General features: G+C 45.2%; 10 protein-coding genes and 1 pseudogene. 3 read left to right on the forward strand and 8 right to left on the reverse strand.

Annotation, left to right across the window (positions count from 1 at the left end; genetic code table 11):
• Positions 1–118: 118 nt before the first annotated feature.
• On the reverse strand, positions 119–1,498 hold the full coding sequence (radA, locus tag ACED46_RS06895; protein ID WP_017063288.1) for a DNA repair protein RadA: 1,380 nt from the start codon (positions 1,496–1,498) through the stop codon (positions 119–121).
• Positions 1,499–1,659: 161 nt separating this feature from the next.
• On the opposite strand from radA, the gene ACED46_RS06900 reads away from it, so the two are divergent.
• Positions 1,660–4,005 carry a PilZ domain-containing protein gene (locus ACED46_RS06900; RefSeq protein WP_371721145.1) on the forward strand — a complete coding sequence of 782 codons (2,346 nt, stop codon included), beginning with the start codon at positions 1,660–1,662 and terminating at the stop codon, positions 4,003–4,005.
• 122 nt (positions 4,006–4,127) lie between these two features.
• Here the strand turns inward: ACED46_RS06900 and serB are convergent, their stop codons facing one another.
• The gene (gene serB, locus ACED46_RS06905; protein WP_371721146.1) at positions 4,128–5,108 is read right to left on the reverse strand and encodes a phosphoserine phosphatase; all 981 of its coding nucleotides are present in this window, start codon (positions 5,106–5,108) and stop codon (positions 4,128–4,130) included.
• Positions 5,109–5,217: 109 nt separating this feature from the next.
• Here serB and ACED46_RS06910 point away from each other — a divergent pair, with 109 nt between their 5' ends.
• Positions 5,218–5,829, forward strand: a complete 612-nt coding sequence (locus ACED46_RS06910) for a YtjB family periplasmic protein (protein ID WP_076655999.1) — start codon at positions 5,218–5,220, stop codon at positions 5,827–5,829.
• Between the two features lie 127 nt (positions 5,830–5,956).
• Here the strand turns inward: ACED46_RS06910 and deoD are convergent, their stop codons facing one another.
• The 6 genes from deoD to ACED46_RS06940 all read right to left on the reverse strand — a co-directional run bounded on the left by deoD (position 5,957) and on the right by ACED46_RS06940 (position 13,170).
• Positions 5,957–6,676, reverse strand: a complete 720-nt coding sequence (deoD, locus tag ACED46_RS06915) for a purine-nucleoside phosphorylase (protein WP_017063285.1) — start codon at positions 6,674–6,676, stop codon at positions 5,957–5,959.
• A 65-nt stretch (positions 6,677–6,741) separates the two neighbouring features.
• The gene (locus ACED46_RS06920; RefSeq protein ID WP_017063284.1) at positions 6,742–7,962 is read right to left on the reverse strand and encodes a phosphopentomutase; all 1,221 of its coding nucleotides are present in this window, start codon (positions 7,960–7,962) and stop codon (positions 6,742–6,744) included.
• A 76-nt stretch (positions 7,963–8,038) separates the two neighbouring features.
• The gene (gene deoA / locus ACED46_RS06925) at positions 8,039–9,367 is read right to left on the reverse strand and encodes a thymidine phosphorylase (protein WP_371721147.1); all 1,329 of its coding nucleotides are present in this window, start codon (positions 9,365–9,367) and stop codon (positions 8,039–8,041) included.
• A gap of 223 nt (positions 9,368–9,590) precedes the next feature.
• Complete coding sequence (deoC, locus tag ACED46_RS06930) at positions 9,591–10,367, reverse strand: deoxyribose-phosphate aldolase (RefSeq protein ID WP_010436196.1); 777 nt, start codon at positions 10,365–10,367, stop codon at positions 9,591–9,593.
• A gap of 523 nt (positions 10,368–10,890) precedes the next feature.
• On the reverse strand, positions 10,891–12,153 hold the full coding sequence (locus ACED46_RS06935; protein ID WP_017058833.1) for a NupC/NupG family nucleoside CNT transporter: 1,263 nt from the start codon (positions 12,151–12,153) through the stop codon (positions 10,891–10,893).
• Positions 12,154–12,357: 204 nt separating this feature from the next.
• A complete protein-coding gene (locus ACED46_RS06940) occupies positions 12,358–13,170 on the reverse strand; it encodes a TatD family hydrolase (protein ID WP_017058834.1) in 813 nt (270 codons plus the stop codon).
• Positions 13,171–13,471: 301 nt separating this feature from the next.
• Between ACED46_RS06940 and ACED46_RS06945 the strand changes: the two are divergent.
• A pseudogene (locus tag ACED46_RS06945) lies at positions 13,472–14,002 on the forward strand (hypothetical protein); the annotation flags it as partial.

A 14,002-nucleotide genomic window follows, 5' to 3' on the forward strand; every position in this document is an offset into this window, starting at 1 on the left:
AAAAGGCACTCAGTAGTAACAATCTAAATGATTGTTAATTATAGTGCTAACCTAAAGCCTAATCGGCGTTAAGGTTAGGCTGAATTGCTGCTGTATAGAGTAGCTGAAGTGAGTTCAATTACAACTCATCAAAAGCATTAATTGCTTCCGATAATTTTTTCACACCGTGGATCTGCATTCCTGGAATGCCACCTTTAGGCATGTTAGCCGCCGGTACAATCGCTTTCTTAAAGCCGTGTTTAAATGCTTCATTTAAACGCTCTTGTCCGCTCGGTACAGGTCGAATCTCACCCGCTAGGCCTACTTCTCCAAATACCACCACATCTTTTGGTAATGCGCGGTCTCTGAAACTAGAAAGTAGAGCCATCACCAACGCAAGATCAGCACTGGTTTCGGTTACTTTAACACCACCGACGACATTCACAAACACATCTTGGTCAGCCATTTGTAAGCCGCCGTGTTTATGCAGCACCGCTAATAACAAAGAAAGCCTGTTTTGCTCTAGGCCGACAGCGACGCGACGTGGGTTAGCCAGCTGTGAATAATCCACCAGCGCTTGGATTTCGACAAGAAGTGGACGCGTCCCTTCCCACACCACCATGACAGAACTGCCCGAGGTTTCTTCTTCACCACGAGACAAGAAGATAGCGGATGGGTTGCTGACTTCTTTTAGCCCTTGGCCTGTCATCGCAAACACACCCAGTTCATTCACTGCACCAAAACGGTTTTTGTGGCTGCGTAGCGTTCTAAAACGGCTATCGGTTCCGCCATCTAATAAAACAGAACAGTCAATAATGTGCTCAAGTACTTTTGGCCCTGCTAAGGTGCCGTCTTTAGTTACGTGTCCAACTAAGAACACAGCAACGTTATTCTGTTTTGCGTAGCGCGTTAATGCGGTTGCCGATTCACGAACCTGTGCAACACTGCCCGGAGAAGATTGAACATCCGCAACGTGCATAACTTGGATCGAGTCGATAACCATGATCTTAGGTTGTTCTTTTTCTGCAACCTGACAAATCTTATCCACATTCGTTTCTGAGAGCATCTTTAGGTGCTCTTTTGGCAATCCAAGTCGAGACGCACGCATCGCGACTTGTTGCAGAGATTCTTCCCCGGTTACATAGAGAGTCGGTAATTGAGAAGAAAGCTGACACATGGTTTGTAATAGCAGCGTTGATTTACCGGCACCCGGGTTACCACCAATCAGGATCGCAGCACCCGGTACGACACCACCACCAAGTACGCGGTCTAGCTCTTTAAAGCCACTGCTAAAACGTGGGACTTCTTGCAGATCGATTTCTGACAGCGTTTGAACCGAAGATTCAGTTGCACCGCCCGCATAACCACTCAATCGTTCATTACGTGCGACCTGAGGTGAAGCGGCTAACCTAACTTCTGTAATCGTGTTCCAAGCACCACATGCATTGCACTGCCCCTGCCAACGTGGAAAATCGGCACCACAGTCATTACACACATAAGCTCGCTTTGCCTTCGCCATAAAACCTCAATAATTTACTCAATTACACAATGATGTTGTCAATTTGTGACTTATTTGACCGTACGGATAAAAATAAAAGTTGCAGTCATACCACTTATACTTAAAGATCGATTTAAACTAGTCGATAACATAAACGCACCGTCCATTCTAACAAAAAAAGTATGCAGCAATCTGAAATTCTATCTGTAGCAGAACGTTTAATCCCGGCTTACCACGCCGAAGATTTCGAATTCCTTCTTTCTCAAATGACAGAAGGGGAATCGCCGTCTCTGAAGCTGCTCGTTAAAATGGAACTGAATCGTATCATGGCTCCGTGTACAAAGAGCATTGATTTACGCGGGCGTATTGATAATGAGTGTCGTCAGTTCACTCTCGATGGCCGTAAGCACTGGCTCGATGATATCGCTTTAAACGCATATCAACGTGGTACGAAAAAGTTTAAAGGTTACACAGAAGGCGCATGGGAGTTAGTAATGACTCCGCGAACTCAGCCTCTGAGCGTTGTTAAAACATCTTCTCAAGGTAACCACGACATTACTAGCGCCAATAGCCCGTACGAAGCGGAAGCTATTAACCTAGGTTACGACTTAAAACGCCAAGAGAACAGACTCAAGATTAGCTCGCAGGTCGAGATCACCACATCGAAAGGGCAAAGCCTACATGGTGTAACGGTTGATATCTCCCCGTCGGGTGCAAAGTTCAAAGTACCGAGCGCCTTTCGATACAACCTCGGCGAGATCATCAGCGTTAAGTTCTCAGAGCTTATCGAAAAGTCCCAAGAAAACGATGTTAACCAAGCGGTTGAATTTCGTGTTTTGGGTATCGACGAATCTTATGAGAACAACGCGGTCAAATTTCTAAGAACCATCAAGGTAAGCGACAACAATATTGTGGCTCGCTTACTCGATGAGTCTTTAAATAGCACCAGTAAGAAAACCAGCCATGAGAATCAAGATAGGATAATTCGAACTCGTACTCGAGGAATCGAACATACCTATCTAAAGCATACTTGTAACCTACCCCTGTTTTTCAGCGGCAGCGAACTAAAGCTTGCCCTACTGACGGATAACAACCATCCATTATGGCAATATTGGCACGACGAACGAAATCAACAAGCGCTGGGTACCCTGTTCAACGAGCAACGTATGAACCTGTTGGCGAAACCAGGAGTGAAGGGAACCAGTAACGTTATCTACTCTTTTACCCATGAACACCAAAACAAGACCTTGTTCTATTCAATGATGCTGCCTGAAGCCTCTCGTGAACAAAGACAGCTGTTCTGGCACATCGGTGGCAAACGTAAAAGTTGGAAGGCGTTCAAGTTCTCGGTTTTCGAACTTTCAGACACTGAGCGACAAGCATTAGCTAAACACTCGGATACGCTGGCTCAAAGCTCAGCTCAACTGACGCATTGCGGAATCTTGCAAGAGATTGGCGATCACGAAAGTGCGGCGGACTATCTTCTGAGTGAAAAGCCACGCATTCCAAGCAGTGAATTGAACCGCTTCCGTCACCCGCGTACTGTCGTCGGCAATATTCAAAGCATCTACTTTGACTCTCAGACTCGTCGTAAAGAGCCGAGATACCAATTTAAGTCACCGTTGCAACTTACATCACAAGATGGCACAGCGGCGAACGGACACACCTTAGATATTTCGAAGCGTGGACTGAGCATTAGCCTTGAACACCCAATGGTACTCAAGATTAATGATCCGGTATTAGTGAACTTCAATGAACTGCAGCTCTATGACAAGAACCTGCCACTGAGCACAGTGCCTTACCACGTAATTCGAGTGAGTCCGAATGGTCGCAACGTGCAGTTGGTTGTTGCCGAGAACGCCAAGACAATGCGTACCATCGCTTTCCTTAATGGGCTTATCTATCAAAACCAAAGTAAGCTGATTAAGAAGCAAGAGATACTGCCAACACATTCGCTACTCGAATCACTGCACAACATTTTGTTGAGCAAGATGGTCAGTAACCCAATATTCATTGATAAGCCAAGTTCAACGCTGCGCTGTAAGATCATTGGTGTGAATTTCCCACTGAATAAGCATCTAACGTTACTTGCTAAACTTGGTCACAACCAAAAGTTCTCACTCGAGCCAATCTTCAAGGGTCACACCAACTCACTGTTGGCTGAGCCACTAAAAAGAATTGAAGGTGCGGAGCCTAAGCATCATGACGTGTACATTGCTGCAGTGAAGTTTGGCGACAAAATCCAGTCGGTACACACCAAGTTGGTCAAAGACTTCGCCTCAGCAAAGGAACGCATCTTATTCATCAAGAAAGCGCAGCACTTAGGTGATGTGTATGTATTGCGAGTCACCACGGCACCTATCTTTAATCCGCTAACGAGTTTATTCCAGTCGGATTTAGAAGAGCTTTCACGCATCTGTATGCATCAAGCTAAGAAGCTAGAGAATGAGGTGACGGCGTTTATCGGTTATGGCGAGATAGAGGACATTACCGATGAAGTGCTGATTCGATTGGAGCTAACACGCTAGCCTCGAGTGGTGTATTAACTTAAGCATGAAAATTGAAAAAGCAGGCTGATAGCCTGCTTTTTTTGTGTCTGAGCCACTATTGCTAAATAAGATACATAGCCAATAGCACTTAGGTAGTGCCCCTAAGGTTTCGCTTGCCAGCTGATCTTCTGTTGCTTAGCCAATACACCCGACAAGATACACAGCACACCGCCTAAACCTGCGTAACGAACAGCAGTTTGAGCTTGCTGCTCTACTTTTGGTTTTGCGTGGTAGGCAATGCCTAAACCTGCAGAGCCCATCATCACCAAGTCATTGGCACCATCACCAACGGCAACGGTATTATGTAGTTCCAATTCGTACTCTTCAGCCAACTCTACCAAGATATCCGCTTTGGTCTGCGCCGAAACAACATCGCCTAAGACTTCACCCGTCAACTTACCGTTGACGATCTCAAGCGTGTTTGATTGAGCATGGTCTAGATCAAGGGTATCTTTCAGGTAGTCAGAGAAGTAAGTAAAACCGCCTGATGCAATCGCTGTTTTCCAGCCAAGCTTATTTAGAGTATTCACCAGCCCGACCAAGTCTGGCATGAATGGCAATGACTGACGCACTTGCTCTAATATCGACTCATCCGCACCTTTCAGTGCTCCTACTCGTTGGCGCAGGCTCTGTTCAAAGTCGAGCTCGCCTTGCATCGCTCGTTCTGTGATTTCAGAGACTAACTCTCCCACTCCAGCTAGCTTGGCAATCTCATCAATGCATTCAATTTGAATCGCTGTGGAATCCATATCCATCACGATCAAACCTGGCTTAGATAAGTCTGGGACCTCGCTAAGGCAAGCATAATCAAGCTTTAGCGCTTGGAGGATTTCTTCGTGTGCTGGCGTTAGATTGCCTGACATCAAAGCCACTTCATAATGCCCAACCTTCCACGTATCGAGGATGGTGTTGTAAGTGCCAGTGAAAAAGTCGATGTCATCGAAAGATTGTGGAGATAGGTACTCACCAAACACAATCCAATTGGCCTTGGATTTAGCGAGTTGAGAAGCGAAACGAGTCTCGGGGAGTCGAGTTAATAATGTCGTATGCCTTTTTATCGGCAGATATTTCTGATCGTCCATGTGTATGATTCCTAATTAACTATGCTAAACGTTAACCTATTGCAATTTGAAAACGCAAGTCTCAATATGTCTTAATCATAACATTTGTTTATTTCAGGCTTCGTTAAACATGAATGAATCATTGTTCTCAATACGTAACGCTTTACGAATGCTAGCCCTCATTTTGTTGGCTACCATGTTCGTTGTAACGATTAAAAATACGGTCGTGATCAGTAAAGGTAACGAGAAGATCCAAGCAAAACAATTGGAAACTCTTACCAAGTTGCTTATCTCTCAGGCATCACTTTCAGCCAGCAAGATGATCACGCAACAAGACCAAGAGCGATTGCTTGATCTGACTAACCAGCTATCTCAAGACCGACTGGTGTTCGATACCACCATCTATGATGCAGAGGGTATTCGACTGGCTTCGAGCGAAAAAGCCCTCTCGGTACGTGAGGTTCTTGGCTTAGATACACCACTTTCAACAGCAAGTATCGGCAGACAACAGTTAGTTGAACCTATTTATTCTCCAGAGAAAACGATCATCGGCTTTATTCGAGTGACTTTTGAAACCGGTAAGATGACGGCGATTTCTGATCACCACTACCGCAAAAGTGATCGCTACATGATCGGTATGGTGTTGATGGGGTTTGTGAGTGGCGTGTTGTTCATCATGCTGATTCGCAGAAGACCAACTAAGTCTGGTGAGAACTTACTATTGAAAAATGTAAGCTCATAAACACACTAGGCTGACAATAAATACTAGACTCAGAATAAGTACAGCAATCCAATAAAAAGCCCCGACGCTCAGGCAGCAACGGGGCTTTTTGTTATCTGTTAACTTATCAAGCTAAGACAAATCAAGATTATTCTTGGTCACCAAGCAACACTGAGTCTAGTGCGATAACCATCATGTCGTTGAAAGTCGTTTGACGTTCATCTGATGTCGTTTGCTCACCAGTCTTGATGTGGTCAGAAACAGTACAGATCGTTAGAGCTTTTGCGCCGTATTCAGCACATACACCATAGATGCCAGCCGCTTCCATCTCTACGCCAACAATGCCGTATTTGTCCATTACTTCGAACATCTCTGGATCTGGCGTGTAGAACAGCTCAGCCGAGAACAGGTTACCGACTTTTACGCCGACACCGAGAGCTTTGGCTGCATCTTCTGCCGCGCGCACCATTTTGTAATCCGCAATCGCCGCAAAGTCATGATCTTTAAAGCGAATACGGTTCACTTTAGAGTCAGTACATGCGCCCATGCCGATCACCACATCACGCACTTTGATATCTTCGCTCACTGCACCACAACTGCCCACACGAATGATCTTCTTCACACCAAAGTCTTTGATAAGCTCAGTCGCGTAAATAGAACAAGATGGAATGCCCATACCGTGTCCCATTACCGAAACCTTACGACCTTTGTAAGTACCGGTGTAACCAAACATGTTGCGAACGTCGCACACTTGAACCACTTCTTCTAAGAAGGTTTCAGCGATGTATTTAGCACGTAGCGGATCGCCTGGCATTAAAACTACGTCAGCGAAATCACCCATTTCAGCATTAATATGTGGAGTAGCCATTGAAAATATCCTTAATCTCAAAACAAAAAAAGAAGAGAGAAGTTTCCCTCTCTCTTCGTTAACTATTATAGAAAGCTTGTACCGTGTCCCATTGGCGATGTACCAAAGTATGACGCTAAGCTTTGACCGATATCAGCAAATGTATCGCGACGGCCTAAAGAACCGGCTGGAACCTTCTGACCGTAAACAATCACAGGGATGTGCTCACGAGTATGGTCTGTACCTGGCCATGTCGGATCACAACCGTGGTCAGCAGTTAAGATAAGCACATCGTCTTCTTTCATCATATCGATGATTTCATTGATGCGACCATCGAAGTACTCAAGTGCCGCTGCGTAACCAGCAACATCACGGCGGTGGCCGTAAGCTGAGTCAAAATCAACGAAGTTAGTGAACACGATAGTGTTGTCGCCCGCTTCATTGATCGCTTCTTTGGTTGCTTCAAATAGCGCAGGGATACCTGTTGCTTTGGTTTTCTGAGTGATGCCACAACCCGCGTAGATATCAGAGATCTTGCCGATTGAGTGAACGTTACCGCCCTTCTCATCAACAAGTTTCTGCAGGATAGTTGCCGCAGGTGGCTCAACAGAAAGGTCACGACGGTTACCAGTACGTTCGAATTGACCTTTACCTGGGCCAATGAACGGACGAGCGATAACACGACCAATGTTGTAATCTTCTAGCTCTTCACGAGCAATCTGACAAAGATCTAATAGGTTTTGCAGGCCGAATGTCTCTTCGTGACAAGCGATCTGGAAAACAGAGTCTGCAGAAGTATAGAAGATTGGCAGACCAGTCTTCATGTGCTCTTCACCTAGGTTATCTAGGATTTCCGTACCAGATGAGTGGCAGTTACCCAAGAAACCAGACAGGCCTGCACGCTCAAGGATGCGGTCAGTCAGTTCTTTTGGGAAGCTGTTCTCTTTGTCGGTGAAGTAGCCCCAGTCAAACAGTACAGGAACACCTGCGATTTCCCAGTGACCTGATGGCGTGTCTTTACCAGAAGACAGCTCAGCAGCGTGACCGTAAGCGCCAATGATCTCAGCGTCTGCATCCATACCAGGAGCAAAACGACCCGTAGACTCTTTGTGAGCCATCGCTAGACCTAGCTTAGACAGGTTTGGCAGTGCCAGTGAACCTTTACGATCTGCATTGTCTGCAAGACCTTGGTCACAATGATCTGCGATGTGGCCCATAGTGTCAGAACCTACATCACCAAATTTGTCTGCATCCGCTGTTTCACCGATACCGAATGAATCTAAAACTAAAATAAATGCTCTTTTCATTTTCTTCACCAACTTATTGCTCTTTGCACCAGAACTCTGTTTATCGGTATACGCGAGGTATACCGATACCTGTTATTTACACGTCTTCAGAACGAATCTGACGGTAAACGTCTGGCGTTGCTGTATATTCTCCGCCCACAGTGATTGCATTTTGTAATGCTGTTGCAGCTTCTTGCCACTGTTGTTCGTTGCGAGCATGAATCATTGCTAATGGCTTATCTTCACTTGCTACTTCACCTAGGCGAATGAAGTGATCAAAACCGACTGCGTAATCAATGCTGTCAGTTGCTACACGACGACCGCCGCCCATACCAACCACAGCCATACCAATTGCACGAGTATCCATTGCTGATACCACACCGCTTTCTAACGCGTACACTGGCTTAATAATGTCTGCTTTTTCTAGGTAGTTATCGTAGTTCATTACGAAATCAACTGGACCACCAAGGCCCGCTACCATTTTACCGAAGCACTCTGCTGCCTTACCGTTATCCAGTACTGCCATCAGTTTTTCGCGCGCTTCGTCTGAGTCTTTAGCTAGGTTACCGAGCACCAGCATTTCAGCACACGATGCTAGAGTGATCTCTAACAAGCGAGGGTTACGGTATTCACCCGTTAGGAACTGAACCGCTTCACGAACTTCTACTGCGTTACCCGCTGAAGAAGCCAGCACTTGGTTCATGTCCGTTAGGATTGCTGTTGTTTTAGTACCCGCACCGTTTGCTACTGCAACGATAGATTTCGCTAGCTCTTCAGATGCTTCGTAAGTCGGCATGAATGCGCCTGAACCTACTTTTACATCCATCACTAGAGAATCAAGGCCCGCAGCCAGTTTCTTAGATAGGATTGAAGCCGTGATCAGCGAGATGTTATCGACTGTTGCTGTGATATCACGAGTTGCGTAAACACGCTTGTCAGCAGGAGCTAGATCGCCTGTTTGACCGATGATAGCCACGCCAGCATCTTTCGTTACTGCACCGAACACATCATTGGTTGGTGTAATGTTGTAGCCAGGGATAGATTCAAGCTTGTCTAGCGTACCGCCAGTGTGGCCTAAACCACGACCAGAGATCATTGGAACGAAACCGCCACATGCTGCCACCATAGGGCCAAGCATCAGAGAAGTAACGTCGCCAACACCACCAGTAGAGTGTTTATCAACGATTGGGCCATCAAAGTTCATGTGGCTCCAGTCAATCACCATGCCTGAATCACGCATTGCACACGTTAGTGCGATACGTTCTGGCATCGTCATTTCATTAAAAAAGATAGCCATTGCGAATGCGGCAATTTGGCCTTCAGAAACCGTGTTCTTAGCCACACCTTGAATGAAGAAGTTAATTTCTTCAGCTGTTAGGACTTCACCGTCACGTTTTCTGCGAATAATTTCTTGAGGTAGATACATTAGTGCCTCCCAAACTCTAGTGAGTATGGTTTGTAGGGAAAAGAGGTAATATGGAGTGGCTTGACGCCACTCCATCAAACAGACTTATTATGTTCAATACTCTAAATATTTGGCGTTGCAGTTAGGCGACCAGTGAGTTCATTCCTATGAGCATAGAGGCTCTATGTGATTAGGAGGAACTTACGCAGTCAACAACGCTGCGGTGTCAAATATGGCGAGTAAATTAGTATGCTGCTGGATCAGCAGTCTGGTCTGTCACTTCTAATGTATTAAGAAGGTTAGTTAGTAGGCTTGAAGCACCAAAACGGTAGTGCATGTTGTCTGCCCACTCAGCGCCTAGTAGCTCATCAGCCATTGCTAGGTATAGTGCTGCATCTTCAGCAGTACGTACGCCACCAGCTGGTTTGAAACCAACTGTTTTAGCAACGCCCATGTCACGGATAACTTCAAGCATCATGCGCGCGTACTCTGGAGTCGCGTTTACTGGCACTTTACCTGTTGAAGTTTTGATGAAGTCTGCACCTGCTTCGATACAGATTTGAGAAGCTTTCTTGATTAGTGCTTCTTCTTTCAGTTCACCTGTTTCGATGATCACTTTAAGCGTGATGTCACCACAAGCTGCTTTACACTGTTTAACTAGCTCAAAGCCAACTTCTTCGTTGCCAGCAATAAGAGCACGGTATGGGAATACTACGTCAACTTCGTCTGCGCCGTACGCTACCGCTGCTTTTGTTTCTGCAACAGCAATTTCGATGTCGTCATTACCATGAGGGAAGTTAGTTACAGTCGCAATGCGTACTTCTGGAGTACCTTGCTCACGCAACGCTTTCTTAGCTGCTGGGATAAAGCGAGGGTAAATACAGATTGCAGCGGTGTTGCCTACTGCAGTCTTCGCGTCATGACAAAGCGCCACTACTTTTTCAGTAGTATCGTCGTCATTTAGCGTAGTTAGGTCCATAAGTTTAAGTGCACGTAGAGCTGCTGCTTTTAAATCGCTCATTTCTATCTCCGATCAATATATTCAAATAGTTAACTACTTCGCCCTCCATCCAGTATAGATGGATATTTTAGTAATGCTCAGTAGCCACAAATGAACGGACTTGGTTCCCTGAAGACTTGATAACTTTCGCTACCAATTGCAATCCTTGTCACCGCACAGTACCAGTTTGGTCTATGGCACAACAAATCAGTCATGTTGTGTCTAACATCTATAGCGTATCGCTAATTTTGGCTTAATCCCAGAAGAATAACGTTCGAGTTGATTTCGAGGTTACTTTCTTGCCAACAGAGACATCCTATCCCTTTAGCTTATACATTATAGGTATCCATCAATAAATTGTAGTGCTCCTTAGAACGCAAACGGTTTGTATCTCAAAAAAACATTCTAGACCCATTATCGACTTCAAGCTGATGCTTATGCTCATCTCAAAAGAATCACTAGGCCTAAAAACAAAAAAGCCCCGCAGCAATTTCTTGCTACGGGGCGATATTATTATGGCGTCTATATATCTAAATCTACTTGATTAGAAAGATAGGAAGAAGCCAGCAATTGTTGCTGCCATCAGGTTAGATAGAGTACCAGCAATTACCGCTTTAACACCCATACGTGCGATGTCGTGGCGACGGCTTGGTGCAATACCACCTAGACCACCTAGAAGAATCGCAATTGAAGAAAGGTTTGCGAAACCACATAGTGCGAATGCGATGATAGCTTGAGTCTTCTCAGACATCACTTGACCAGTTGCTGCAACAACTTGAGCGTTTTCACCAACGTATGGTACGAAGTTTAGGTATGCAACGAATTCGTTAACAACTGTCTTCTGACCAATGAAAGAACCAGCGATAGTTGCTTCTTCCCATGGAACACCAATGATGAATGCTAGCGGTGCGAAGATCCAACCTAGAAGAAGTTCTAGAGTTAGGTTTTCCATACCGAACCAACCACCGATGCCACCTAGGATACCGTTGATTAGAGCAATTAGACCGATGAATGCTAGTAGCATTGCACCAACGTTAAGTGCTAGTTGTAGACCAACTGATGCGCCACCTGCTGCTGCGTCGATAACGTTAGCTGGTTTGTCATCGCCACCGTCCATTTCGTCAGCGATGTTGTCGTCTGGCGTATCTGTTTCAGGCTTGATGATTTTAGCGAATAGTAGACCACCAGGTGCTGCCATGAATGACGCTGCAACTAGGTACTCTAGAGGTACACCCATAGATGCGTAACCTGCTAGTACACCACCAGCTACAGAAGCCAAACCACCACACATTACTGCGAATAGTTCAGAGTTAGTCATTTTAGGAACAAATGGACGAACAACTAGAGGTGCTTCAGTTTGACCAACGAAGATGTTTGCTGCTGCAGACATAGACTCGGCGCGAGAAGTACCTAGAGCTTTCTGAAGACCACCACCAAGAACTTTGATTACAATTTGCATAACACCAATGTAGTAAAGTACAGAGATAAGTGCAGAGAAGAAAATCAGAGTTGGTAGTACTTGGAAAGCAAAGATGAAACCGATACCGTCAACTGAGAAGTTAACTAGGCTGCCGAATAGGAAACCAGTACCGTCTTTACCGTAGTCGATCACGTTTGCTACACCAGCAGAGAAACCTGCAAGTAGATCACGACCCCAAGGGATGTAAAGTACGAATGCACCAAGTGCGAATTGGATAGCGAAAGCGCCACCCACTGTTCTTAGATTAATAGCTTTGCGGTTGTCAGATAGTAGTACTGCGATTGCGATCAGTGCAACCATTCCGACTAGGCTCATAAACAGGCTCATAGTTTATGACTTCCTTATTAGTTATTTATTGGCGTGTTACAAAATGGGGCTATAAAGCGGAGGCAATTATACTCATGCGACCACTAATAAAGTAATGCCGTCCTCACACTTTCGTAGAAGATTCATGTACCATTCACACGCAAACGTGACCCAAATCACAAGCTCGGTGCAATTTACGCAAACGATAAACAAAAACCTTCGATTTTATTCACATATACCGAATGCGCGATGGCTATTTTGCCAAATTTGCGCTGCAATCGATTGCTTTGGCTCTTTTCTAAGCAAAAAAAGTTCATTTAAGATCGTAACTAAATATTTGGAATGATTAACATTTCCTTGGTTTCCATACATGGGCATGTCCGGAGCATCCGTTTCCAATACCAGACATTCAAGGGGCAATTTTGCGATGGTTGTGCGTGTTTTTTGCGCTCTTGGGTAAGTTATCGTTCCACCGACGCCAATATAGAAACCGAGCTTGATCCACGCCAAAGCTTGCTGTTCACTCCCAGAAAAACCGTGAATGACCCCTCCAAAAGTAAACTTGTGTTGCTTTAACAACTCAATAAGTCGGTTATAAGACTTCCTCTCATGGATGATTAAAGGCAGCTCAAACGCCTTGGCAAGTTCCATTTGTTGGATGAAAAAGCGCTCTTGTTTCTCTCGTTCAACGTCCACAAAAAAGTCGAGCCCGCACTCACCTATCGCGACACATTGGCTGTTTTTTGAAGCGAGTAATTGGCGAAGTTCCGAAAATTGTTCGTCATTGGCCTGCTCTAAAAAGTAAGGATGGAAGCCTAATGCATAGTAAACATTGGGGTGAGATTGAGCGATTTCATCGAGCTTCCTCCAGTTACTTTGGCCAATAGAAGGGATGATTAACTTCTCGACTTGCGCTTGTTTCGCTTCTTTAAGATAGCCATCAATAGTTTGATCAGGTGTAAAACCTTGCTCAAACGCCTCAAAATCCGCGTGGCAATGAGTATCAAACAGCGGAAAGTCACTTATTTGCTGTGTCATTTTCCCTACTCTCCATTTGTTTCCCTTGGGGATCACGACGATAAGCAACACAACTGCGCTTGTTCTCAGGCGTTAAGCCAAGCTCTTCACACCACTTATCATATCTTTTAACCCAAGTTTTTATCCAACCCAACATACTTACCTCAAGTCTCAACCTAAAAAGCGCAAATGCATAAATTAGATTTATACATCAACACTAGCTGGCTATATTGTTGAAAATCTCACCACAGCGAATAATAAACGCACTTGCCAAGGAGGCATTGATAGCAAGACGCTCCATTCAATAACGAGATCCTACTTTATGAAAGCATCACTCTTAGCCATATCAATTTCTAGCGTATTAGCAGCACCTGCTTTTGCTTCTGCACCTCAAGTTGACGTAGAACTAGCAAACCAACAAACACTTCAACTTATTGACGAGCAGATGAACGCTATCGATGCTTCTGTTCAGTATAAGTTAAACGAACAATACGCGAATGCAACTCCGGGCACGACAGCCACAATCGATGACGTCACTTACGAAAAACAATCTAACGGTACTTGGGCTGCAGTTGGTGCCGCTTCTGCTGCATTGGTTGCAGGGCTTTTGAGCACGTCGTCTAGTTCCAATAGCGACAATGATGTGGATTATCTCCCACAACACCCAGACGTTGATGTTGACGCTACACCACGTTGGTCTCCTGAATTCGGTGAAGACCGTCCCGAGATGGAAGAGCGTGACCTTACAATTAAGATCATTAACGGCGAAATCCACGTTATCGACGAAAACACCAGTGAGTGGGTAGGTACTGTACAACGCAAGGATGGTGAGATCATTTTCCGTGGCAACGGA

Origin of the sequence: Vibrio sp. 1S139, assembly GCF_041439475.1 — a bacterium.
Classification (GTDB): domain Bacteria; phylum Pseudomonadota; class Gammaproteobacteria; order Enterobacterales; family Vibrionaceae; genus Vibrio; species Vibrio crassostreae_C.

Coding starts and splice junctions, on each gene's coding strand:
- ACED46_RS06940 (WP_017058834.1), bottom strand. CDS start 13,170: ATGACACAGCAAATAAGTGACTTTCCGCTGTTTGATACTCATTGCCAC.
- serB (WP_371721146.1), bottom strand. CDS start 5,108: ATGGACGATCAGAAATATCTGCCGATAAAAAGGCATACGACATTATTA.
- ACED46_RS06910 (WP_076655999.1), top strand. CDS start 5,218: ATGAATGAATCATTGTTCTCAATACGTAACGCTTTACGAATGCTAGCC.
- deoD (WP_017063285.1), bottom strand. CDS start 6,676: ATGGCTACTCCACATATTAATGCTGAAATGGGTGATTTCGCTGACGTA.
- deoA (WP_371721147.1), bottom strand. CDS start 9,367: ATGTATCTACCTCAAGAAATTATTCGCAGAAAACGTGACGGTGAAGTC.
- deoC (WP_010436196.1), bottom strand. CDS start 10,367: ATGAGCGATTTAAAAGCAGCAGCTCTACGTGCACTTAAACTTATGGAC.
- ACED46_RS06900 (WP_371721145.1), top strand. CDS start 1,660: ATGCAGCAATCTGAAATTCTATCTGTAGCAGAACGTTTAATCCCGGCT.
- ACED46_RS06935 (WP_017058833.1), bottom strand. CDS start 12,153: ATGAGCCTGTTTATGAGCCTAGTCGGAATGGTTGCACTGATCGCAATC.
- ACED46_RS06920 (WP_017063284.1), bottom strand. CDS start 7,962: ATGAAAAGAGCATTTATTTTAGTTTTAGATTCATTCGGTATCGGTGAA.
- radA (WP_017063288.1), bottom strand. CDS start 1,498: ATGGCGAAGGCAAAGCGAGCTTATGTGTGTAATGACTGTGGTGCCGAT.